Genomic DNA, 24068 nt, shown 5'->3' with positions numbered 1-24068 from the left:
ACGCAGAGCTTCTGCCCAGCCCGGCACCATGCCGGGCTAATGGCAGCAGTTGCTTTACCCCTTGAGCTCTCGCTTGAGGCGCCCAAATGCAGTGTCCTTGCATAGCGGCAACCTGCCTTAACACGTCAGAGCTGGTCTACGACCAGTCGTGCACGTCCTGACTGACGAGCCCTCACCGGCTGGCGACGAGCACACATTCCCTCGCATTTCCCCAAGCAGCAACCACTCCGATGTGGCGCGTTAGCGATTAGACTTGCCAATTGCCAGATGACGAGACTGCCATGGCCGGGCTGATTCCCCAGAGTTTCATTGACGACCTTATCAACCGCCTCGACATCGTCGACGTGGTGAGTTCGCGCGTCCAGCTGAAAAAGACCGGCAAGAATTACTCCGCCTGCTGCCCGTTCCACAAGGAAAAAACGCCGTCCTTCACGGTAAGCCCCGACAAGCAGTTCTACTACTGCTTCGGCTGCGGGGCCGGCGGCAACGCCCTGGGCTTCGTCATGGACCACGACAACCTGGATTTTCCCCAGGCCGTGGAGGAACTGGCCCGCGCCGCCGGCATGGAAGTACCCCGCGAGGAAGGCCGGCGCTCGCAAAAAACCCGCCAGCCGACCGACTCACCGCTGTATCCGCTGCTGGAGGCGGCCGCCGGCTTCTATCGCCAGGCCCTGCGCAGCCACCCGACCCGCAAGGCCGCGGTGGATTACCTCAAAGGCCGAGGCCTGTCTGGCGAAATAGCCCGCGACTTTGGCCTGGGCTTCGCCCCACCCGGCTGGGACAACCTGCTCAAGCACCTGGGTGCCGACAGCCTGCAACAGAAGGTGATGATCGACGCCGGCCTGCTGATCGAGAACGCCGAAAGCGGCAAACGTTACGACCGCTTCCGCGACCGGGTGATGTTCCCGATCCGCGACAGCCGTGGCCGAATCATCGCCTTCGGCGGTCGGGTGCTGGGCGACGACAAGCCCAAGTACCTCAACTCCCCGGAAACCCCTGTCTTCCACAAGGGCCAGGAGTTGTACGGGCTGTACGAGGCACGCAAGCACAACCGCAACCTCGACGAGATCATCGTCGTCGAAGGTTACATGGACGTCATCGCCCTGGCCCAACAAGGCCTGCGCAATGCCGTGGCGACACTTGGCACCGCCACCAGTGAAGAACATCTCAAGCGCCTGTTCCGCGTGGTGCCAAGCGTACTGTTCTGCTTCGACGGCGACCAAGCTGGGCGCAAGGCCGCCTGGCGCGCCCTGGAGTCGACCCTGTCGGCCCTGCAGGATGGCCGTCGGGCACGCTTTCTGTTCCTGCCCGAAGGCGAAGATCCGGACAGCCTGGTCCGCGCCGAAGGCACCGATGCCTTCATGGCACGCATCAACCAGCACGCCCAGCCGCTGGCAGATTACTTCTTCGAGCAACTGAGCAACGAGGCCGACCCGCGCTCACTGGAAGGCAAGGCCCATATGGCCACCCTGGCCGCACCGTTGATCGAAAAGATTCCGGGTGCCAACCTGCGTCAGCTGATGCGCAATCGCCTGAAGGAAATCACCGGCCTCGATCCGCAGCAGGTCGAGCAACTGGCCCAGCATGCCCCGGCGCCGAACAGTGTGCCGGACTACGACCCTGGCTACGACTACGACGCCATGGCCAGCTTCACCCCCGACTACGGCGACCTGGCGCAGCACGACTACGCCCCTGCCCATCAGGCGCACGAGTGGAAGTCCAACAAGGGGGGCGGTAAGAAGCCGTGGAGCGACAAGCCCTGGGACAAGAACCGCAAGGGCGGCAAGCCATGGCAGCAGCGTGACGAAGCCCCGCCCCGGGTGCCGGCGCCGGTGGAACCGCCTACCCTGGCGGCCCTGCGCACCCTGCTGCACCACCCGCTGTTGGCCGGAAAGGTCGAGGACGCCAGTCATTTCGCCGACGAAGAGCATCTTTACAGCCAGCTGCTGGTCGCATTGATCGAAGCCGCACAGAAAAATCCTGGGCTAAGCTCAATGCAGTTGATCGCACGCTGGCACGGCACCGAACAAGGCCGCCTGCTGCGGGCCTTGGCGGAAAAGGAATGGCTTATCGTAGCCGACAACCTTGAACAACAGTTTTTCGACACTATAACTAGCTTGTCCGCCCGCCAACGCGAGCGCAGCCTGGAACAACTGCTCAGGAAATCACGTCAAAGCGAATTGACCAGCGAGGAAAAATCTCAGCTCCTCGCCCTGCTGAGCCGGAATGTTCCCGCACAAACGCCGACCTCATCTGGCGCGTGAGGCCCATGCTCGGGTATAATCCTCGGCTTGTTTTTTGCCCGCCAAGACCTTCAGTGGATAGGGTGTTATGTCCGGAAAAGCGCAACAGCAGTCTCGTATCAAAGAGTTGATCACCCGCGGTCGTGAGCAGGGCTACCTGACTTACGCGGAGGTCAACGACCACCTGCCTGAGGATATTTCAGATCCGGAACAGGTGGAAGACATCATCCGCATGATCAACGACATGGGGATCAACGTATTCGAGAGTGCTCCGGATGCGGATGCCCTTCTGTTGGCGGAAGCCGACACCGACGAAGCCGCGGCCGAAGAAGCCGCCGCTGCGTTGGCGGCCGTTGAAACCGATATCGGCCGCACGACCGACCCGGTGCGCATGTACATGCGCGAAATGGGTACCGTCGAGCTGCTGACTCGCGAAGGCGAGATCGAAATCGCCAAGCGTATCGAGGAAGGCATCCGTGAAGTCATGGGTGCTATCGCCCACTTCCCGGGCACTGTCGACTACATTCTCGGCGAATATGACCGCGTCACCAGCGAAGGTGGCCGTCTGTCGGATGTTCTCAGCGGTTACATCGACCCTGACGACAACATCGCCGCACCGACCGAAGAAGTGCCGATTCCTGGCGCCAAGACCGCTGCCGCGAAAGAAGAGTCCGAAGACGAGGACGAAGAAAGCGACGACAGCGGTGACGACGAAGAGCAGGAAAGCGGTCCGGATCCGGAAGTCGCTCGCCAGCGTTTCGGCGCCGTCGCCGACCAGCTCGCCATCACCCTCAAGGTGCTGAAGAAGCATGGTCGTGATCATGCCGACAGCATCGCTGCGATGCAGGCCCTGGCCGATCTGTTCATGCCGATCAAGCTGGTGCCCAAGCAGTTTGACGCATTGGTCGAGCGTGTACGCGATTCGCTGAACCGCCTGCGTCAGCAAGAGCGCGCCATCATGCAGCTGTGCGTACGTGATGCGCGCATGCCGCGTGCCGACTTCCTGCGCCTGTTCCCGAGCAACGAAACCGACCAGACCTGGTCCGGTGATCTGGCCAAGCGCAACACCAAATGGGCTGCCGCCCTGGGTGAAAAGGACGCCGCCATCGTCGCCTGCCAGCAAAAGCTGATCGACCTCGAGAACGAGACCGGCCTGACCGTCGCCGAAATCAAGGAAATCAACCGTCGCATGTCCATCGGCGAGGCCAAGGCCCGTCGCGCCAAGAAAGAAATGGTCGAGGCGAACCTGCGTCTGGTGATCTCCATCGCCAAGAAATACACCAACCGTGGCCTGCAATTCCTCGACCTGATCCAGGAAGGCAACATCGGCTTGATGAAGGCGGTGGACAAGTTCGAATACCGTCGTGGTTACAAGTTCTCGACCTACGCCACCTGGTGGATCCGCCAGGCGATCACCCGCTCGATCGCCGACCAGGCGCGCACCATCCGTATTCCGGTGCACATGATCGAGACGATCAACAAGCTCAACCGTATTTCCCGGCAGATGCTGCAGGAAATGGGCCGCGAACCGACTCCGGAAGAGCTTGGCGAGCGCATGGAAATGCCTGAGGACAAGATCCGCAAGGTATTGAAGATCGCCAAAGAGCCGATCTCCATGGAAACCCCGATCGGTGACGACGAAGACTCGCATCTGGGCGACTTCATCGAGGACTCGACCATGCAGTCCCCGATTGACGTGGCCACGGTCGAAAGCCTCAAGGAAGCGACCCGCGACGTACTCTCGGGCCTGACCGCACGCGAAGCCAAGGTGCTGCGCATGCGTTTCGGCATCGACATGAACACCGACCACACCCTCGAAGAGGTGGGCAAGCAGTTCGACGTGACCCGCGAGCGGATCCGTCAGATCGAAGCGAAGGCGTTGCGCAAACTGCGCCACCCGACCCGCAGCGAGCACTTGCGCTCCTTCCTCGACGAGTGATGACGAACCCCGGCCCAGGCCGGGGTTTTTCTTGTGCAAAAAAAGGTTGTGGTACACAGCTGCCCCAGACGAAATGCCCGTCTACACTCGACTTCAGATCACCTGAATGCGAGGCCGCTATGCCCCTTATGCCGGCCATTCTGTTGCTGCTCCTTATCCTTTGGAACACAACGGCCGGCGCCCTGACCCTGACTGACGAGGAAAAGACCTGGCTTGCTGCCCACCCGCAGCTGAGGCTGGGTGTCGATGCTTCCTGGCCACCTTTCGAGTTCCGCGACCAGGAGGGCAGATACCAGGGATTGGCCGCCGATTACATCGCCATGATTCAGGAGCGCCTCGCAGTGGCGCTCAAGCCCATCGAGCCCAGCAGTTGGACCGAAGTACTGGAGCAAGCGCGTACCAGTCGCATCGACCTGCTACCCGGCATCATGTCGACGCCTGAGCGTCAGGACTACCTGGCTTTCACCCGCCCCTACCTGGATTTCCCCATCGTCATTCTTGCCCATGAAGGCGGGCCGCAACCTCGCACCCTAAAGGACCTGTACGGCCTGAAGATTGCCGTAGTGGAAAACTACGCGCCCCACGAGCTGCTGCGCACCCACCACCCAGACCTCAACCTGGTGGCCATGCCCAATGTCAGCTCGACATTGCAGGCCCTGGCCACCGACGAAGTGGACGCAGTGGTCGGCGACCTGGCCTCAAGCATCTGGAGCTTGCGCCAGCTGAAGCTCGACGGCCTGTACGTCAGCGGCGAAACCCCCTATCGCTACCAGCTGGCAATGGCAGCCCCCAAGGACAAGAAGATCCTGGTGGGCATTCTCGACAAGGTCATGGCCGACATGTCCAGCGGCGAGGTCAGTCAAATCCAGCAGCGCTGGGTTGGCAATGTGGTCGACCAGCGTACCTTCTGGCACGACATGCTGCTCTATGGCCTGCCAGGTGTGCTGATCCTGGTGGCCATACTCGCTGCGATGATTCGTGTAAATCGCCGGCTCAGTTCGGAGATCTCCCGTCGCATTGCACTGGAGCAGGAGCTGCGCAGCAGTGAGTACCACTATCGCGGGCTGGTCGAGAGCCTGTCGGCGATTGCCTGGGAAGCCGACGCGAACGATTTCACCTACAGCTACGTTTCACCCCATGCCGAGAACCTGCTCGGCTACCCTCTGCACGACTGGCTCAAACCCGGGTTCTGGCGCAGCATCCTGCATCCTGAAGACGCACTGTGGGCCCAGGCCTTCAGCGAAAGCGAAACTGCCGCAGGCCGCGACCACAGCCTGGACTACCGGGTGATGCGAGCCGACGGGCAACCGGTATGGATTCGCAACATCGTCAGTATGATCGAGCACGGCCACCGGCCACTGATGCGTGGGCTGATGATCGACATCAGCGAAACCAAGCGCACCGAAGATGCCCTGCGCCTGTCCGAGCAGAAGTTCGCCTCGGTCTTCCAGCAGTGCCCCGACATCCTGCTCATCGCCCGCCACAGTGACGGCTGCCTGTTGGAAGTCAACGAAGCCTTCGAGGAACAGATAGGCCTGCCACCCGGCCAGGTGATCGGCCGCACCGCCACCGAATTGAACCTGTGGGGCGTCGACGGAACCGGCCCGTTGCTGCTCGAGCGCCTGCATCGAGGCGGCATCCGCAACCTTGAAATGAGCTTCAGGCGAAGCAATGGCCAGCTGTTCACAGGCCTGACATCGGCCGAAACCTTCGACCTGGACGGCACCCAGGCATTGGTCGTGGCCGTGCGCGACATCAGCCAACTCAAGGAAACCCAGCAACAACTGCAAACCTCGGAAGAAAAGTTCGCCAAAGCGTTCCACGCATCGCCTGACGGCCTGCTGCTGTCGCGCCAGAGCGATGGCCTGCTGATCGAGGTCAACGAGGGCTTCTGCCGCCTGACCGGCTATGACTTTACCCCCAGCATCGATCAGACCTCCCTGGACTTAGGCATCTGGGTCGACCTCAACGAGCGCAAGCGCTTGATCGAGCTGCTCAACCGCGATGGTTTCGTCCGCGACTTCAGCTGCCTGATCCGCCGAAGCGATGGGCAGATTCGCCTGTGCGAGCTCTCTGCGCGTCCGCTGCCGATCGCTGGCGTCGATTGCATGCTGACCATTGCCCGTGACATCACCGAACGCCACCTGATGCAGGAAAAGCTGCAACTGGCCGCAACCGTGTTCGAGAACACCGCAGAGGGCGTGCTGATCACCGACACCGACCAGCACATCAGCGCGGTCAACCGCGCGTTCAGCGAGATTACCGGCTACAGCGAAGTCGAAGCCCTCGGCCAGACCCCACGCCTGCTCGCTTCAGGCCAGCACGACAGCGCCTTCTACGCAGCCATGTGGCACCAGCTGACCGCAGAGGGACATTGGCAAGGCGAGATCTACAACAAGCGTAAGAACGGCGAGCTGTACCCAGGCTGGCTGACTATCAGCAGCGTGCGCAACAGCGATGGCGAGATCACTCACTTTGTCGCGGTGTTCGCCGATATTTCCAGCCTCAAGCACGCCCAGGCCAAGCTTGATTACCAGGCGCACCACGACCCACTCACCGGCCTGCCCAACCGCGCCCTGTTCGAGAACCGCCTGCAAGCCGTGTTGAGCTGCGCGCAAGTCTCCAACCGGCAGGGTGCGGTGCTGTTCCTCGACCTCGACCGCTTCAAACACATCAACGACAGCCTTGGCCACCCAGTCGGCGACTTACTGCTCAAGGGCATCGCACAACGCCTGAAGGAGCAAGTTCGCGATGTCGACACCGTAGCGCGGCTGGGCGGCGATGAGTTCATCATTCTCCTGCCAGGCTTGCACAAACCCAGCGACGCCAGCGCCATCGCCAACAAACTGCTGGCCTGCTTTAGCGCGCCGTTCCAGGCAGGCGAACATGAGTTCTTCACCAGTGCCAGCATCGGCATCAGCCTGTATCCGCAGGACGGCACCGACGTCGCCACGTTGATCCGCAATGCCGACGCGGCCATGTACCGTTCCAAGGCCAAAGGCCGCAACCGCGTCGAGGCCTACACCCGCGACCTGACTATCCAGGCCAGCGAGCGCATCGCCCTGGAGCACGAACTGCGGCGCGCCATCGAACGCAACGAAATGAGCCTGAGCTTCCAGCCCAAGTTCAGCTTAAAGACCCAGAGCCTGGTAGGCGCCGAAGCCTTGCTGCGCTGGAGCCACCCCACCTTCGGTGAAGTTCCGCCGGAGCACTTCATCCACCTGGCCGAAGAAAACGGCACCATCCTGCAACTGGGCGACTGGGTGCTGGAGCAAGCCTGCCGGCAGATGCATGCGTGGAAGAAGCGCTACAGCGCCTTCGGCCCACTGTCGATCAACCTGGCTGGCGCCCAGCTCCGCCACCCCGGCCTGGCCAAACGCATCGAAAGCCTGCTCAAGACCTACCAGCTCAAGGCCGGCGACCTGCAACTGGAGATTACCGAGAACTTCATCATGAGCCAGGCTGAAGAAGCCCTGGCCGTGCTGCATCAGCTCAAGCAACTGGGCGTACAGTTGGCCATCGATGACTTCGGCACCGGCTACTCCTCGCTCAGTTACCTCAAGCGCCTGCCGCTGGACATCCTCAAGATCGACAAGTCATTCATCCGCGGCCTGCCCGACGACCCGCACGACGCGGCCATCGCCCGCGCCATCATTGCCCTGGGCCGCAGCATGCAACTGACCATCATTGCCGAGGGTGTGGAAAGCCAGGCTCAGCAACGTTTCCTGGCCAGCGAAGGCTGCGAACAGATCCAGGGCTACATCGTCAGCCTGCCGCTGTCCCCGGAAGAGTTCGCTGCTACGTTTCTTCGCATAGCACTGTCCGATCTTTCGGATGGCACGCTTTCAAAACCCTCGTTATAATCCGCCCACCTTCTGAGGGCCTATAGCTCAGTCGGTTAGAGCAGAGGACTCATAATCCTTTGGTCCACGGTTCGAGTCCGTGTGGGCCCACCAAGTACCAGAAAGCCGCGCATCAGCGCGGCTTTTTCGTATCCATTGCCCATCAGTGGATGGCGGCACTACTTCGGCTCAGGTTCAATGCCCATCCCGGACATGTCGCCAGCCTTGCCCTTGCCACCTCTGGCTGGCTAGGCTAACGCGCCCACCACAGAGACTCACCATGTCGGACTCCCGCGCCATTACCCTGGACGAAATCGACCGCCAACTGATCGCGCTTCTGCAGATCAACGCACGCGAAAGCGTCGCCACCCTCGCCCGTCAGCTCGGCATCGCCCGCACCACGGTCAACTCACGGCTGGAGCGGCTGGAGAAGAACAAGGTCATCACCGGCTATGGCGTGCGCCTCGGCCAGCGCTTGGTCGGCGGTGGTCTGCAGGCCTATGTGGGCATCAAGGTCCAGCCACGGTCCGGCAAAGAGGTGGTGCGGCGTTTGGGGGCCATGGGGCAAGTTCAGCAGCTGTGCGCGGTGAGTGGCGAGTTCGACTATGTGGCCTGGCTGCGCAGCGATTCGCCAGAACAGCTCGACCAACTGCTCGATCAAATTGGCAGCGTGGAGGGCGTGGAGAAGACCACAACATCGATCATCCTCAGCAGCAAGGTCGATCGTGGGCAGCCCGTCTGACACGACTGGCCTGCCCGCTTGCCCGCGAACCTGGGCTCAGCCGGTGCCCAACACCGTGGTGCATGCTTCGTGGAGGAACGCACCCCTATCGGTTCGCTGCACCTGGTTATCGCCATCCTCGTCATAAGTAGAAGAACTCCCGTCACTTAGACGAACATAACTACATACCGCCACCACTCTGCATCTTAATTACGAACACCCCTCGCCATAAAATGACCTCCAGCCATCTCCTATACTCAGGCTCCGCCCTCGCGCAGCCCTCTGGCAAGGTCATTTATGAACAAGAAAAACCGCCACCCCGCCGACGGCAAGCAACCGATCACCATCTTCGGCCCAGACTTCCCTTTCGCCTTCGACAACTGGCTGGAACACCCCGCCGGCCTGGGCAGCATTCCGCCTGAGCGCCATGGCGAGGAAGTCGCCATCGTCGGTGCCGGCATCGCTGGCTTGGTGGCGGCGTACGAGCTGATGAAGCTGGGTCTCAAGCCTGTGGTGTACGAAGCCGCGAAGCTGGGTGGACGGTTGCGTTCCCAGCCGTTCAACGGCACCGATGGGATCATCGCTGAGCTGGGCGGTATGCGCTTTCCGGTGTCGTCCACGGCCTTCTACCATTATGTGGACAAGCTTGGCCTTGAGACCAAACCCTTCCCCAACCCGCTGACTCCCGCCTCAGGCAGCACGGTGATCGACCTCGAAGGCCAGACCTACTACGCCGAAAAGCCAGCCGACCTGCCCGCGTTGTTCCATGAGGTGGCCGACGCCTGGGCCGATGCGCTTGAAAGCGGTGCCCAATTCGCCGATATCCAGCAAGCGATCCGCGACCGCGACGTACCTCGCCTGAAAGAACTGTGGAACAAACTGGTGCCCCTGTGGGACGACCGCACCTTCTACGATTTCGTCGCCACCTCGCGCTCGTTCGCCAAGCTGAGCTTCCAGCACCGTGAAGTGTTCGGTCAGGTTGGCTTCGGCACCGGCGGCTGGGACTCGGACTTCCCCAACTCGATGCTGGAAATCTTCCGCGTGGTGATGACCAACTGCGACGACCACCAGCACCTGATCGTCGGTGGTGTCGAACAAGTGCCCCAAGGCATCTGGCGTCATGTACCTGAGCGCTGCGCCCACTGGCCAGAGGGCACCAGCCTGAGTACCTTGCATGGCGGCGCGCCGCGTACGGGGGTCAAGCGCATAGCCCGCGCCGCCGATGGCCGCCTGGCCGTGACCGACAACTGGGGCGATACCCGCCACTACAGCGCCGTGCTCGCCACCTGCCAGAGCTGGCTGCTGACCACCCAGATCGACTGCGAAGAGTCGCTGTTCTCGCAGAAGATGTGGATGGCCCTGGATCGCACCCGCTACATGCAGTCGTCGAAAACCTTCGTCATGGTCGACCGTCCTTTCTGGAAGGACAAAGATCCGGAAACTGGCCGCGACCTCATGAGCATGACCCTCACCGATCGTCTGACCCGGGGCACCTACCTGTTCGACAATGGAGACGACAAACCCGGGGTGATCTGCCTGTCGTACGCCTGGATGAGCGACGCGCTGAAGATGCTGCCACACCCCGTGGAAAAGCGCGTGCAACTGGCCCTCGATGCACTCAGGAAAATCTACCCCAAGACCGACATCGCCGGGCACATCATCGGCGACCCGATCACCATTTCCTGGGAAGCCGACCCGCACTTCCTCGGGGCGTTCAAGGGCGCGCTGCCAGGACACTACCGCTACAACCAGCGCATGTACGCGCATTTCATGCAGCAGGACATGCCGGCCGAACAGCGCGGTATATTCATCGCAGGAGACGACGTGTCATGGACCCCAGCTTGGGTCGAGGGCGCGGTACAGACGTCGCTGAATGCCGTGTGGGGTATCATGAACCACTTCGGTGGCAGCACCCACCCCGACAACCCAGGCCCTGGCGATGTGTTCGCCGAAATCGGCCCCATCGCCCTGCCCGACTGAGACCAGGAGACGCCATGCGCATTGCTCTGTTCCAAGGCATCCCCAAGCCACTGGACGTGCCTGGAAACCTGCAACGATTGCAGCACCAGGCGCAACTGGCCGCCGAGCGCGGGGTGCAACTGCTGGTGTGCCCAGAGATGTTTCTGACCGGCTACAACATTGGGCTGGAGCAGGTGGTGAACCTGGCCGAAGCCAATGACGGGCCGTCGGCCATGCGCGTGGTGGAGATTGCCCAGGCACACCGCATCGCCATCGTGTACGGCTATCCAGAGCGTGACGACGACGGTGCCCTCTACAACAGCGTGCAGTTGATCGATGCCCATGGCAGCAGCCTGGGCAACTACCGCAAGACACACTTGTTCGGCGAGTTGGACCGTTCCATGTTCAGCGCGGGCCACGACCACTTCCCAGTGGTCGAGCTCGATGGCTGGAAGGTCGGTATGCTGATCTGCTACGACATCGAGTTTCCGGAGAATGCGCGGCGCCTGGCCTTGGCAGGCGCCGAGCTGATTCTGGTACCCACGGCGAACATGGAACCCTACGATTTCGTTTGCCAGGTGACCGTGCGAGCGCGGGCGCAGGAGAACCAGTGCTATCTGGTGTATGCAAATTATTGTGGCGCCGAGGGCGAGATCCACTACTGCGGGCAAAGCAGCATTGTCGGGCCGGACGGCAGCCTGCTGGCCATGGCGGGTCACGATGAGTGTCAATTGATGGCCGATCTTGCGCATGAACGAATCAAGCAAGGGCGGGAGGCATTTCCCTACCTGGCCGACCTGCGCCAAGACCTGCACCGACAAGACGCCGGCCCTCTGTAGGCGCCGGCTTGCTGGCGATTCGGCCCGGCCAGGCAACACAAATGGGTTAGCATGAACACCTGCCCCGGAGTTCCCATGCCTGACGCCATCCGCCACCTGACCCTCACCAATGGCCTGCAGCTCACCCTGCGCCATGCCCCGCGCCTGAAACGCTCGGCAGCCGCGGTACGGGTCCACGCGGGCAGCCATGACGCTTCGCCTCGCTGGCCGGGCCTTGCCCACTTCCTTGAGCATCTGTTCTTTCTCGGCACCGCGCGTTTTCCACTGGACGATGGCCTGATGCGCTATGTTCAGACGCTCGGCGGACAGGTCAACGCCAGCACGCGGGAACGCACCACCGACTTCTTCTTCGAGGTGCCGTCCCCTGCTCTGGCAGGCGGGCTGGAGCGTCTGTGCCAGATGCTTGCCGAGCCTGACCTTGGCATCGAGCGCCAGCGCCGCGAACGTGAAGTCATCCATGCTGAATTCATCGCCTGGTCGCGCGACCCTGAAGCCCAACGGCAATTCACGCTGTTGCAGTCGGTGTCGCCACGCCACCCGCTCAGCGGCTTTCATGCTGGTAACCGCCACACACTCGCGCTGCAATGCCCTGACTTCCAGCACGCGCTGAGCGGATTCCACCAGCGCTTCTACCGGGGCGGTCAGATCGTCCTGAGCCTGTGCGGCCCGCAGACGCTGGATGAGCTTGAGCAATTGGGCACACGATTCGGCAGCCTGTTCGCTTCGGGACAACGCGTGCCGCAAGAGCCACCACCCGCGTTGTCGGGCACCGTGCAGCCCATGACCTTCGCCCACGAAGCCTTGGGCGATGCAGCTGAACACGCACTCGACCTGCTGGTTACCTGCCTGAGCGATACCCGCCCCGGCAGCTGGCTCGGGACCCTGCGTCAGCGCGGCTGGTTACAAGGGTTCAAAGCCCAGACGCTGTACGCCTACGCAGGCCAATTGCTTTGGCATATCGAGTTGCAGCTCGCCGCCTCGGCCTGTGCAGAACAAGCCGAAGCCTTGCTACACGGCTGGTTCGGTTTCATTCGTCAGACCGATCCAGGGCACCTCAACGTCGAGTATGGCCTCCTGCAGAAGATCCGTGAGTCGCTCGCCAGTGCGCTGGACCTGGCGCGTCGGGACAGTGCAGGCAAGCCGTTCAGTGCGTTGGATGAGAATGGCCTGCTGGCGCTACGTGCGCTGCTCGACGACCTCCCCCGATGCCGACGGGGTCACTGGCATCTGCCAGAAACCGACCCGTTGGCGACTGCCGAATTACCGGCTGGCCGAGGACCATTGCCAATAGCACTGGCCGTCAGTCATGAACTACCGGCCGCACGCCAATTCGCCGCCCTTTTCCTACGCTGGCGTATCGAATCGCCACTGCGTCAGCGCTTGTACAGCCTGTTGGCCCACGCCCTTCGGCCCTTGCAAGAACGGGCGCAGCGGGTGGGCGTGCAACTGCAGTTCGATGCCGCAGGCCAGTGCTGGGAACTGCGCGCCAGTGGGCTGCCTGCAGCGGTGATTCGTACCGTCGAACAAGCACTGGCAGAGCTGCGAGTACCCGACAGTTGGCAGGACACGCCGCAACCAGAGCCTGCATTGATTCCAATCCGGGCATTGCTCAAGCAACTGCCCGACGCCCTGCAGCCAGCGAAAGCCGAGCCAATGCCCTCGGGCACGGCCAATCAAGCACAGCTCGATGACGTGTGGCAGCAGGCACGGTGGCACGGCTTGGCGGTGGGCTTCGATGAAGATGGGGTGCACGCCTTGGGCGACACCCTGCAAGCGTGCCCTGGCATCGGCTCGGCACCCGTCGCGCCCACCCTGTGGCCCCGCCGCCGCTGGCATCACGCCGATATAGCAGGCAGTGAACATGCCTTGCTGTTGTTCTGCCCTCTTCACGCTACTGATGAAGCTGCCGGCCGCTTGCTTGCCCAGTCGCTGCAAGGGCCGGTATACCAGCGCCTACGTGTAGAACTGCAACTGGGCTACGCGGTGTTCAGCGCCTTCCGTCAGCTCGAAGGCATCAACGGTCTGCTGTTCGGCGTGCAGTCGCCACACGCGTCCCCTGTCGAGATCCTGCAACACCTGACGCGCGTCCTGGGCGAAGGTGTACAGCTTGACCCCAGCGCCCGCCAAGCGTTGGCCGAGCAGTTCAGCGAACCGCAGAGGGTCAACTCGGAAATCGCCGAATGGGCGTGGCAGGCACATCTGGCTACACATTCAGGGAAACTCTCCGACCTGCGGTGGTCTATCCTCCAAACACAGCAATGCGACCTGGACGATCTCCTGCGAGCATGCTCAAACCCTGGTGCGGCGTGGCTTTGCCTGGCCAATGCGGCTGCCCCGGACGGGACTTGGCAGTGAGCAAAAGGTGGATTGTTACGCAGGCTGCAAGGGCGCTTTTCGAAGAATTAACCTTTCGGTACAAATTTTTCTTGTAAGATAGCGCAATCTCAGTTTATGCAGCCGCCCAGCCAAGCGGCCGCCAACCTGCCAACTGACAACCCCAACCCACCCGGAAGGAGCAACTCTATGTGGACCAAGCCTGCTTACACTGACCTGCGCATCGGCTTCGAAGTCACCATGTACTTCGCCAGCCGCTAAGCCCAGTCGCGGTTCGACGCCTCGGCCCGCCGGGGCGTTTTCGTTTTTCGGATACGGTTTTTCGGACAGAGAGTAGTCATGTACATCCAGATCCTCGGCTCCGCCGCCGGTGGCGGGTTCCCCCAGTGGAACTGCAACTGCGCCAACTGCAAGGGCTACCGCGATGGCAGCCTGCGCGCCACGGCACGCACCCAGTCGTCCATCGCCCTGTCCGATGACGGCGAACACTGGATCCTGTGCAACGCCTCACCGGACATCCGTGCCCAGCTCCAGGCCTTTGCGCCCATGCAGCCGGCCCGCGCCCTGCGCGATACCGGCATCAATGCAATCGTCCTGCTCGACAGCCAGATCGACCACACTACCGGCCTGCTCAGCCTGCGCGAAGGCTGCCCACACCAGGTCTGGTGCACCGACATGGTCCACCAGGACCTCACAACCGGTTTCCCGCTGTTCAACATGCTCAGCCACTGGAACGGCGGACTGGTATGGAACCGCATCGAGCTCGAAGGCAGTTTCGTGATCGAAGCCTGCCCGAACCTGAAGTTCACCCCCTTCCCCCTGCGCAGCGCCGCACCGCCCTACTCGCCGCACCGCTTCGACCCACACCCAGGCGACAATCTCGGCCTGATGGTCGAAGACACCCGCACCGGCGGCAAGCTGTTCTACGCCCCAGGGCTTGGCCAGGTGGACGACAAGCTGCTGGCGATGATGCACGGCGCCGATTGCCTGCTGGTCGACGGTACGCTGTGGGAGGATGATGAAATGCAGCGGCGCGGCGTCGGTACCCGCACCGGCCGCGAGATGGGCCACCTGGCACAGAACGGCCCCGGGGGCATGCTCGAGGTGCTGGACGGCTTCCCCCGTCAGCGTAAGGTGCTCATCCACATCAACAACACCAACCCGATCCTGGATGAAGACTCTGCAGAACGGGCCGAGGTGGAGCGTCGGGGCGTTGAAGTCGCCTACGATGGCATGAGCATCGAACTGTGAGGCAAACGGCCCATGCAGCCGCCGGCTCTCCGGCGGTGCAGGCCCCGCGGGAAAAGCCGGCTCTCAGGAGAGCCCCCGCTGTTACAGGAGTCCGCTGAATGAGCGACACAACCCCGATGTCCCCTGCCGAGTTCGAGCAGGCCCTGCGCGCCAAGGGCGCCTATTACCACATCCACCACCCCTATCACGTGGCGATGTACGAAGGCCGCGCCACCCGCGAACAGATCCAGGGCTGGGTGGCCAACCGTTTCTACTATCAGGTCAACATCCCGATGAAGGATGCCGCGATCCTGGCCAACTGCCCGGACCGCGAAGTACGCCGCGAGTGGATCCAGCGCCTGCTCGACCACGATGGCGCCCCCGGCGAAGACGGCGGCATCGAGGCCTGGCTGCGCCTGGGCCAGGCCGTAGGGCTGGACCCTGACCAACTGCGCTCCCAAGAGCTGGTACTGCCAGGTGTGCGCTTTGCCGTGGACGCGTACGTCAACTTCGCCCGCCGCGCCAGTTGGCAGGAGGCCGCCAGCAGCTCGCTGACCGAGCTGTTCGCCCCGCAGATCCACCAGTCGCGCCTGGACAGCTGGCCGCAGCACTACCCTTGGATAGACCCGGCCGGCTATGAATACTTCCGCACGCGCCTGGGCCAGGCCCGACGTGATGTCGAGCATGGTCTGGCGATCACCCTGCAGCACTACACCACTCGCGCCGGCCAGGAGCGTATGCTGGAGATCCTGCAGTTCAAGCTGGATATCCTCTGGAGCATGCTCGACGCCATGAGCATGGCCTACGAACTGAACCGCCCGCCCTATCATTCCGTCACCCGCGAGCGGGTCTGGCACAAGGGAATCGCCCTATGAGTTTCGATCGCAAGCTAGTGCCGAACTGGCGCCCCGGCTACCGCTTCCAGTACGAGCCCGCACAGAAGGGGCACGTGTTGCTGTACCCCGAAGGCATGATCAAACTTAACGAAAGCGCAGGGCTGATCGGTGGCCTGATCGACGGCCAGCGCGACGTGGCGGCGATCATCGCCGAGCTTGAGCAGCAGTTCCCCGATGTTCCGGAAGTCGCCGACGACATCGAGCAGTTCATGGAGGTGGCCCGTGCCGAACACTGGATCGTCCTCGCCTGAGTTGCCGCCCACGCCCGCGGTCGGCCTGCCGCTGTGGCTGCTGGCCGAACTGACCTACCGCTGCCCGCTGCAATGCCCGTACTGTTCCAACCCGCTGGACTTTGCCGCCCAGGGCCAGGAACTGACCACCGCGCAGTGGTTCAAGGTAATGGCCGAGGCCCGCGAAATGGGGGCCGCGCAGATCGGCTTCTCCGGTGGTGAGCCTTTGGTACGTCAGGACCTTGCCGAACTGATCGGCGAGGCTCGTCGGCTCGGCTACTACACCAACCTGATCACCTCAGGCATCGGCTTGACCGAAGCGCGCATCGCCGACTTCAAGAAAGCCGGGCTGGACCACATCCAGATCAGCTTCCAGGCCAGTGACGAGCAGGTGAACAACCTGCTGGCCGGCTCCAAAAAGGCCTTCGCCCAAAAATTGGAGATGGCCCGGGCGGTCAAGGCCCACGGCTACCCGATGGTGCTCAATTTCGTCACCCACCGGCACAACATCGACAAGATCGACCGCATCATCGAGCTGTGCATCGCGCTGGAGGCCGACTTCGTCGAACTCGCCACCTGCCAGTTCTATGGTTGGGCCCACCTCAACCGCCTGGGCCTGCTACCGACCCGCGCCCAGCTCGAACGTGCCGAGCGCATCACCAACGAATACCGGGAAAAGCTCAAGGCGCAGGGCAGCCCCTGCAAGCTGATCTTCGTCACCCCGGACTACTACGAAGAACGTCCCAAGGCCTGCATGAACGGCTGGGGCAGCCTGTTCCTGACCATCACCCCGGACGGCACCGCGCTGCCGTGCCACGGTGCTCGCCAGTTGCCGGTGCAATTTCCCAACGTGCGTGACCATGACCTGCACCACATCTGGTACGACTCGTTCGGCTTCAACCGCTTCCGTGGCTACGCGTGGATGCCAGAACCCTGCCGCTCCTGCGACGAGAAGGAAAAGGACTTCGGCGGCTGTCGCTGCCAGGCCTTCATGCTGACTGGCGATGCCAGCAATGCCGACCCTGTGTGTGCCAAGTCAGCTGACCACGGCATCATTCTCAAGGCCCGCGAAGAGGCGGAGACCGCCCAGCTGGAAATCGAGCAAATGACCTTCCGCAACGAGCGCAACTCCCGTGTCATCGCCCGTGGATGAATTCAGCGCCGCACAGGCGGTGGCTGCCAGCACCGACTTTGCCGAGCTCAAGGTCGGCGAAGCCGGGCTGTTCTGGAACGAATTCCGCCCGGCCGACGGCGCCTGCCGTATCTGGCACTGGCGCGACCAGCAGGCCCGGTGCCTTACCCCCGATGGCTTCAGCGTGCGCAGCCGAGTCTATGAGTACGGTGGCGGCAGTTTCTGCCTGGGTGGCGACGGGGTGCTGTTCGTCAACGAGCAGGACCAGCAGGTCTATACCCAGGCGCTGAATAGCGTGACACCTCGCCCGCTCACCCACCGCCCGGAATGCCGCTACGGCGACCTGCAATGGCACACCGGCCAGGTCCTCGCCGTCGAGGAGCGCAGTGGCAAGCCCGTCGAGCATCGCCTGGTCATACTTGGCGAAAGCACCCGCGAAGTCCTCGCCGAAGGTGCTGATTTCTATGCGTCCCCCACCCTGTCCAACGATGGTACGCGCCTGGCTTGGGTCGAATGGGACCGCCCAGCGCAACCCTGGACCCGTACCCGCCTGATGCAGCGCCAACGGGACAGTAGCGGCGCCTGGGGCCCGGCGCGTTGTGTCACCGGGACCGATGAATCCCTGCAACAACCGCGCTTCGACGCCCAAGGCCGGCTGTATTGCCTCTCGGACAGAAACGGCTTCTGGCAGCCCTGGGGCGAGGTCGATGGCCAGTGGCAGGCTCTGCCAGCAGAACCCGCCGACCACGCTGGCGCCCCTTGGCAACTGGGGGCCAGCAGTTGGCTTGCAATAGGTCCGCAAAGCTACCTGGCCAGTTGGTTCGAAGACGGCTTTGCCAAGCTGGGGCTGCGTACGCCGGGTAATCCTGTCGAACATTTCGCCAGCGCCTATACGCGTTTTCGTAGCCTGGCGATGGATGCCGAGCATCTCTACGCCATCGCCGCATCGCCGATCAGCCCGCCTGCGGTCGTCGCCATCGACCGCAACAGCCACCAGGTACGGGTAGTGGCCGGTGGCGCCGAAGTGCTGCCAGCCCAACGCATCAGCCTGCCCCAGCCGATCCGCTACAGCAGCGCAGGCGAAACTGCCCATGGTTTCTTCTATAAGGCCGTTGATGGGCAAGGCCCGGCCCCACTGGTGGTGTTCATCCACGGCGGCCCGACTTCGGCCTGCTACCCGGTGCTCGACCCGCGTATCCAGTATTGGACCCAGCGTGGTTTTGCCGTCGCCGACCTCAACTATCGCGGCAGCAGTGGCTACGGCCGGGCCTATCGCCAGGCTCTGCACCTGCGGTGGGGCGAATGCGATGTGCAAGATGCCTGTGCGGCCGTCGAGCACTTGGCCGGAAAAGGGCTGATCGATGCGCGCAAAGCGTTCATTCGCGGCGGCAGCGCAGGCGGGTACACCACGTTGTGCGCCCTCGCCTTCCACGATGTGTTCCGCGCAGGTGCCAGCCTGTATGGCGTCAGTGACCCGGTCGCATTGGGCCGTGCCACGCACAAGTTCGAAGGCGATTACCTGGACTGGCTGATCGGCGACCCGCAACAGGATGCCGAGCGCTACCGACAACGCACGCCGCTGCTGCATGCCTCGGCTATCAAGGTGCCGGTGATTTTCTTCCAGGGCGAGCTGGATGCAGTGGTAGTGCCTGAGCAGACCCGCTCGATGCTGGCGGCCCTGAAAGCCAATGGCATCGAGGCCGAAGGGCATTTCTACCCAGGGGAACGCCATGGGTTGCGCAATGCGCAGAACCTGGCGCATGCGCTCGAGGAAGAATGGAAGTTCTATTGCCGGGTGTTGGGGCTATAAGCCCCAACCACCCTGCAGGCTCTGCTTGCCGGCGAGAGCGCCAAGAACGCCTCAGCGCTTGGCGATGATGTAGACCGCATGCACGATCCCCGGAATGTACCCCAGCAAGGTCAGCAGGATATTCAGCCAGAACGCCCCACCAAACCCCACCTGCAGGAATACACCCAGGGGCGGCAGAATGATCGCGATGATGATGCGGATGAAGTCCATGTGAATCTCTCCTGAAGGGGTTTCAACAGAGACTAGCCGCGCCAGCCAGAGGTTCCACAGTAACGCCAGGCAAAAAAAACGCCCCGAGCCAAATGAAGCTGGCCAAGGGCGATGCGCAGAAACGCGAGACGGTTCGTTGAAAATCTGTGGCTCGCCGCTACGGGTCAGGCCGGTACCTCGCGGCGGCTTTGCTGTTGCGCGTGCAGCCTGGCAAAGGCCCGGGCAAGGCGTAGGAGCATCTCGTCGATGTTGCCCTTGCTGACCGTCAGCGCGGGCGAAAAACGCACCACGTCAGCCTGGGGCGCATTCAGCAGCAGGCCCTCCTGCAAGGCTGCCTGCACCAGGTCTTGGGCCAGGTCTTCGTGCAGTTGCAATGCCCACAAGAGGCCCTGGCCACGCACCTCGCCCTGGCCGTAGCGACCGGCCAGGCGGCTCAGGCCATCGCGCAAGTGGCGACCACTGTCCTGAACGTGCTCGAAGAAGCCCGGCTCCAGCACGGTATCCAGCACGGCAAGGCCTGCCGCGCTCATCAGCGCGTTGCCGTGGTGGCTGCCTTCGAGCTCACCGGGTTCAGCGCAGCAAGCGGTCCCCCGCGCCAACAGTGCCGCCAACGGCACACCGCCGCCCAAGCCTTTGCCGAGGGTGACGATATCGGCACGTACGCCATAGGTCTCCTCGGCCAGCAACGCGCCACAACGGCCAATGCCCGTCTGCACCTCATCGAGAATCAGCAGGATGCCGAGCTCGCGGCAGAGTTTTTCCACACCCTGCAGGTATTGGCGCGTTGCCGGGATCACACCCGCCTCGCCCTGGATGGGCTCGAGCATGATCGCCACGGTGCGCGAGTCCACCTCGGCATGCAGCGCATCGAGGTCGTTGAACGGCACCTTGCTGAAACCTGGCAAGCCCGGCTCGCAACGGTTGCACGGCAGCGGGTCGGACGCCGACAGCGCCCCCAGGCTGCGACCGTGACAGCCTTGCGTGGCCGTGATGATGTGGTAGGCGCCGTTGCGATGCTTCTGACCCCATTTGCGCGCCAGCTTGATCGCCCCTTCGCAAGCTTCGGCGCCGCTGTTGAGCAGGTAGGCCTGATCGCTGCCGGTGCTCTGGCACAGGCGATTGACCAAGGCCAGCAAACCACGGCTGTGGAACCCCGAACCTGGATTGATCAGCGCCTGGGCCTGGTTGCCCAAGGCCTTGACCAGCACGCTGGGGCTGTGGCCGAGGCTGTTGACCGCACCGCCTTGGGTGAAGTCCAGGTAGGCATGCCCTTCGTTGTCCCACAACCAGGAGCCTTGGCCTCGGACGAACACCTGCGTGGCACGTTCGGTGCTGGGCATCAGACGCTCGCGGGACAACTGCGGCGCATCCGGCACGATCACCGGCGCACGCTTGGGCTCGGCGACTGCGGTAGGGGCCGAACGGCGCAGGTTGAACAGGTTCATCAGGGCTCCAACCAATCACGGCAAAGGGCGGCAGGTCCGGTCGGTATGCCGGCGCTCGATATTTTGCCTTTCCTATCAAAAGTGTTTTTCATCCAAGGTAACAATCGACTGAATCAGCGCTGTAACCTACTGGAATACGGCGATAGACTAGGGCTCACGGGCTGCTGAGGCCATTCCGTTTTTCCAGCTTTTTCGATAAATAATACTTATGGATTTTCGCCAACTGCGTTATTTCGTCGCGGTGTATGAAGAAGGCCACGTCGGCCGGGCCGCCGAGCGCCTGTCCTTGTCACAGCCGGCGTTGTCGCAGCAGATCAGGCAGCTGGAACACAGCCTCGACCTGAGCCTGTTCGAACGTAGTAACAAGCGGCTGTTGCCGACGCTCGCCGCCCATACCCTGTACAACCATGCCCTGCCGCTGCTCGACGGCCTGCAGCGGGCCCATGAGGCCATGCGCAACTTCAAGGGTCAGTCCCTGCGAACACTGGCCATTGGTGTGTTGCAGACGGTTCGCCCAAGCATGGTGCCGCGCCTGCTGGAACGGGTGCGCAGGGCGCAACCCCACCTGGTGGTGCAGATCTACGAACTGTCGGGGCTGGAAATCGAACGGCGCTTGCTCAGCGGCAGCCTGGATATTGGCATCAGCTACCTGCCACCGCGCCAGCCGGGGCTTCATGGCTTGCTGTTGTACGAAGATGAACTGCAGCTAGTCATCCCCGCCACCCACCCCTTGAAGGACTTCAAGAAGGTGTCCATCCGCCAGGCCGCTGAGTTGCCAATGCTCATGCTCGGGGAAGAGTTCCAGATCCGCCAGATCTGGAAGGAACAGCTGGCCAGCCAGGGCCGCCGACCGCAGGTTCAGGCCGAGATGAACAACATGGCGGGAATTCTCGACAGCCTGTCGCACACGGCCTTGGCGACCATTCTGCCGGGCCGGGCCAAGGAGGCCGCCGAGGATGACCAAGGCCTGCTGTGGAAGCCGTTGAGCGAACCGCGCGTACCGCTCAAGGTGGGCTTGGTGTTTCGCGACGCACAGCGTCAGCAGGCGTCAGTGGAGATGCTGCGCACATTGCTGGAAGAAGAGACCGATGCGCGCCAGCTGGGGGCCTCGCCCCTGGATGTGCTCGGGTAAAAACACGCGCACAAAGAAAACCCCGCCGAAGCGGGGTTTTCCAGACTGTTTCCCTTTGACATCCCTATCGCCCCACCATCCTGGCAGGTATTCCTTCGTTGTCCCTGTTCTGTCCTTTGCGCTTCCTGCGCAACGTCCATGTGGGAAATATTAGCTATGGATCCAATCTTAGGCCAGTGGCGAAAAGTCACCACGTCATGTAGGAGAAAGCTTACAAGCGGCGCCATTTCCAAACGCTGGTCATGTGCCAGTCGCCGGCAAGCCGGCGACCAGGCTGACACGCCATGCCTCAGAACTGCTCGGCATCGAGCAGGTACAGCGACTCGCTGCCCGCCTTGACCGAGGCCACCAGCGAATCCAGCCGCGGTAGCAGCCGCGCGAAGTAGAACCGAGCGGTCCCCAGCTTGGCCGAATAGAACGCCTCATCCCCTTCACCCGCCTTGGCGGCACGGGCCATCAATGCCCACATGTAGGCATAGGCCACATAGCCAAAGGCATGCAGGTACTCGACCGACGCCGCACCGATTTCATTCGGGTTGCCCTTGGCCTGTTCCAACACCCACTCCGTCAGCCCGTCGAGCTTGTCGAGGCCGGCAGCGAGCGGCGTGGTGAACTCGCTCAGATCGTCCTTGGCACTGGCGATGAACTGGCGAATCTCGTCGGAGAACAGCCGGTAGTAGGCACCACCACTGGCGACGACCTTGCGCCCCATCAGGTCCAGCGCCTGGATGCCATTGGTACCTTCGTAGATCTGTGTGATACGCACATCGCGCACCAACTGCTCCTGGCCCCACTCGCGGATGTAGCCATGGCCGCCGAACACCTGCTGGCCGTGCACGGTGCACTCCAGGCCCAGATCCGTGAGGAAGGCCTTGGCGACCGGCGTCAGCAGCGCTACCAGCTCCTCGCTGCGCTTGCGGGTAGCCGCATCCTCGCTGTACTTGGCACTGTCCAGTTGCATGGCCACATAGGTGGAGAAGGCGCGGCCACCTTCGATCAGCGCCTTCATGGTCAACAGCATGCGGCGCACATCGGGGTGCACGATGATCGGGTCCGCGGCTTTTTCCTTGGCCTGCGGACCCGTTGGCGCGCGGCTCTGAAGGCGGTCGCGGGCGTACTCAACGGCGTTCTGATAAGAGCGCTCGGCCGATGCCAGGCCCTGGATACCGACGCCGAGGCGCTCGTAGTTCATCATGGTGAACATGGCCGCCAGGCCCTTGTTCGGTTCGCCCACGATGTAGCCGACCGCCTCGTCGAAGTTCATCACGCACGTGGCCGAGGCCTGGATGCCCATCTTGTGCTCGATCGAGCCGCAGGTGGCTGGGTTGCGCGCCCCTAGGCTGCCGTCCTCATTGACCAGGAACTTAGGCACCAGGAACAGCGAGATACCCTTTGGCCCGGCCGGGGCATCAGGCAACTTGGCCAGCACCAGGTGGATGATGTTTTCGGTCAGGTCATGCTCGCCACCGGTGATGAAGATCTTGGTGCCACTGACCTTGTAGCTGCCGTCGGCCTGCGGCTCGGCCTTGGTGCGGATGATGCCCAGGTCGGTACCGGCATGGGGCTCGGTCAGGCACATGGAGCCTGCCCATACACCCGCGTACATGTTGGGCAGGTACTTTTCCTTAAGCGCTTCGCTGGCGTGGGCGTTGATCGACAGGCAGGCGCCGGCGGTCAGCATCGGGTACAGGCCAAAGGCCAGGCTGGATGCGTTGACCATTTCCTCGACCTGGGCCGAAATGGCCTTGGGCATGCCCATCCCGCCGAACAGCGGGTCGCCGCCAACGCCCACCCAGCCGCCTTCGGCGTAGGTGTGGTAGGCATCGATGAAACCGGCTGGTGTGCGCACCGCGCCGTTGTCCCAGTGGCAACCCTCTTCGTCCGCCGCGCGGCTGAGCGGAGCAATGGTCTTGCCGGTAACCTTGCCGGCCTCTTCCAGCACCGCCATGGCAGTGTCCGCGTCCACCGCTTCGGCCAAGGCCGGCAGTTGAGCCCAGAGCTCGGCCACGTTGAAGACTTCATTCAGAACGAAACGCATGTCGCGCAGGGGCGCTTTATATTCAGCCATGACTACCTCTCGCTAACAGGGTCGGGGCGGTCTCAGGG

17 protein-coding genes and 1 tRNA gene are annotated in these 24068 nt (G+C 62.7%); 15 read left to right on the top strand and 3 right to left on the bottom strand.

Features of this window, described 5'->3' with window-relative positions; translation table 11 throughout:
- Positions 1-281: 281 nt before the first annotated feature.
- From dnaG to C4Q26_RS13735, 14 genes are all read left to right on the top strand, one after another.
- Positions 282-2264: a DNA primase gene (gene dnaG, locus C4Q26_RS13800; RefSeq protein WP_023382687.1), complete on the top strand. Its 1983-nt coding sequence runs from the start codon at positions 282-284 to the stop codon at positions 2262-2264.
- 67 nt (positions 2265-2331) lie between these two features.
- Positions 2332-4182 (top strand): RNA polymerase sigma factor RpoD, encoded by a 1851-nt coding sequence (rpoD, locus tag C4Q26_RS13795; protein ID WP_023382688.1) that lies wholly within the window; start codon positions 2332-2334, stop codon positions 4180-4182.
- Positions 4183-4301: 119 nt separating this feature from the next.
- The gene (locus C4Q26_RS13790) at positions 4302-8045 is read left to right on the top strand and encodes a bifunctional diguanylate cyclase/phosphodiesterase (RefSeq protein ID WP_023382689.1); all 3744 of its coding nucleotides are present in this window, start codon (positions 4302-4304) and stop codon (positions 8043-8045) included.
- Between the two features lie 16 nt (positions 8046-8061).
- Positions 8062-8138, top strand: a tRNA-Ile gene (locus C4Q26_RS13785).
- 166 nt (positions 8139-8304) lie between these two features.
- Entirely contained in the window at positions 8305-8766 is a 462-nt protein-coding gene (locus tag C4Q26_RS13780) for an Lrp/AsnC family transcriptional regulator (protein ID WP_023382698.1), read from the top strand.
- A 276-nt stretch (positions 8767-9042) separates the two neighbouring features.
- Positions 9043-10725 (top strand): NAD(P)/FAD-dependent oxidoreductase, encoded by a 1683-nt coding sequence (locus C4Q26_RS13775; protein WP_023382699.1) that lies wholly within the window; start codon positions 9043-9045, stop codon positions 10723-10725.
- A gap of 14 nt (positions 10726-10739) precedes the next feature.
- A complete protein-coding gene (locus C4Q26_RS13770; RefSeq protein ID WP_104883184.1) occupies positions 10740-11543 on the top strand; it encodes a carbon-nitrogen hydrolase family protein in 804 nt (267 codons plus the stop codon).
- 75 nt (positions 11544-11618) lie between these two features.
- Positions 11619-13898, top strand: coding sequence for a pyrroloquinoline quinone biosynthesis protein PqqF (pqqF, locus tag C4Q26_RS13765; protein ID WP_023382701.1), 2280 nt, complete (start codon positions 11619-11621; stop codon positions 13896-13898).
- Between the two features lie 168 nt (positions 13899-14066).
- Entirely contained in the window at positions 14067-14138 is a 72-nt protein-coding gene (gene pqqA / locus C4Q26_RS13760; protein ID WP_008365141.1) for a pyrroloquinoline quinone precursor peptide PqqA, read from the top strand.
- A 78-nt stretch (positions 14139-14216) separates the two neighbouring features.
- On the top strand, positions 14217-15128 hold the full coding sequence (gene pqqB / locus C4Q26_RS13755; RefSeq protein WP_023382702.1) for a pyrroloquinoline quinone biosynthesis protein PqqB: 912 nt from the start codon (positions 14217-14219) through the stop codon (positions 15126-15128).
- 98 nt (positions 15129-15226) lie between these two features.
- Entirely contained in the window at positions 15227-15982 is a 756-nt protein-coding gene (gene pqqC, locus C4Q26_RS13750) for a pyrroloquinoline-quinone synthase PqqC (RefSeq protein WP_023382703.1), read from the top strand.
- On the top strand, positions 15979-16254 hold the full coding sequence (gene pqqD / locus C4Q26_RS13745; protein ID WP_023382704.1) for a pyrroloquinoline quinone biosynthesis peptide chaperone PqqD: 276 nt from the start codon (positions 15979-15981) through the stop codon (positions 16252-16254). The genes pqqC and pqqD overlap by 4 nt, the downstream gene beginning before the upstream one ends.
- Positions 16226-17386: a pyrroloquinoline quinone biosynthesis protein PqqE gene (gene pqqE / locus C4Q26_RS13740; protein WP_041925560.1), complete on the top strand. Its 1161-nt coding sequence runs from the start codon at positions 16226-16228 to the stop codon at positions 17384-17386. The genes pqqD and pqqE overlap by 29 nt, the downstream gene beginning before the upstream one ends.
- A complete protein-coding gene (locus C4Q26_RS13735; RefSeq protein WP_027907310.1) occupies positions 17367-19175 on the top strand; it encodes a S9 family peptidase in 1809 nt (602 codons plus the stop codon). The genes pqqE and C4Q26_RS13735 overlap by 20 nt, the downstream gene beginning before the upstream one ends.
- 51 nt (positions 19176-19226) lie before the next feature.
- Here C4Q26_RS13735 and C4Q26_RS13730 read toward each other — a convergent pair whose 3' ends face one another.
- The gene (locus tag C4Q26_RS13730; protein WP_009681539.1) at positions 19227-19385 is read right to left on the bottom strand and encodes a YqaE/Pmp3 family membrane protein; all 159 of its coding nucleotides are present in this window, start codon (positions 19383-19385) and stop codon (positions 19227-19229) included.
- Positions 19386-19549: 164 nt separating this feature from the next.
- Positions 19550-20830, bottom strand: coding sequence for an aspartate aminotransferase family protein (locus C4Q26_RS13725; RefSeq protein WP_023382707.1), 1281 nt, complete (start codon positions 20828-20830; stop codon positions 19550-19552).
- A gap of 208 nt (positions 20831-21038) precedes the next feature.
- Between C4Q26_RS13725 and C4Q26_RS13720 the strand changes: the two genes are divergently transcribed.
- The gene (locus C4Q26_RS13720) at positions 21039-21962 is read left to right on the top strand and encodes a LysR family transcriptional regulator (protein ID WP_023382708.1); all 924 of its coding nucleotides are present in this window, start codon (positions 21039-21041) and stop codon (positions 21960-21962) included.
- A gap of 289 nt (positions 21963-22251) precedes the next feature.
- On the opposite strand, the gene C4Q26_RS13715 is transcribed toward C4Q26_RS13720, so the two are convergent.
- Complete coding sequence (locus C4Q26_RS13715) at positions 22252-24030, bottom strand: acyl-CoA dehydrogenase C-terminal domain-containing protein (protein WP_104883183.1); 1779 nt, start codon at positions 24028-24030, stop codon at positions 22252-22254.
- Positions 24031-24068 lie beyond the last annotated feature (38 nt).

Origin of the sequence: Pseudomonas sp. SWI44, assembly GCF_002947915.1 — a bacterium.
GTDB lineage: Bacteria > Pseudomonadota > Gammaproteobacteria > Pseudomonadales > Pseudomonadaceae > Aquipseudomonas > Aquipseudomonas taiwanensis.
Note: the sequence above shows the minus strand (reverse complement) of the source record. Positions and strands in the feature narration are given on the sequence as shown.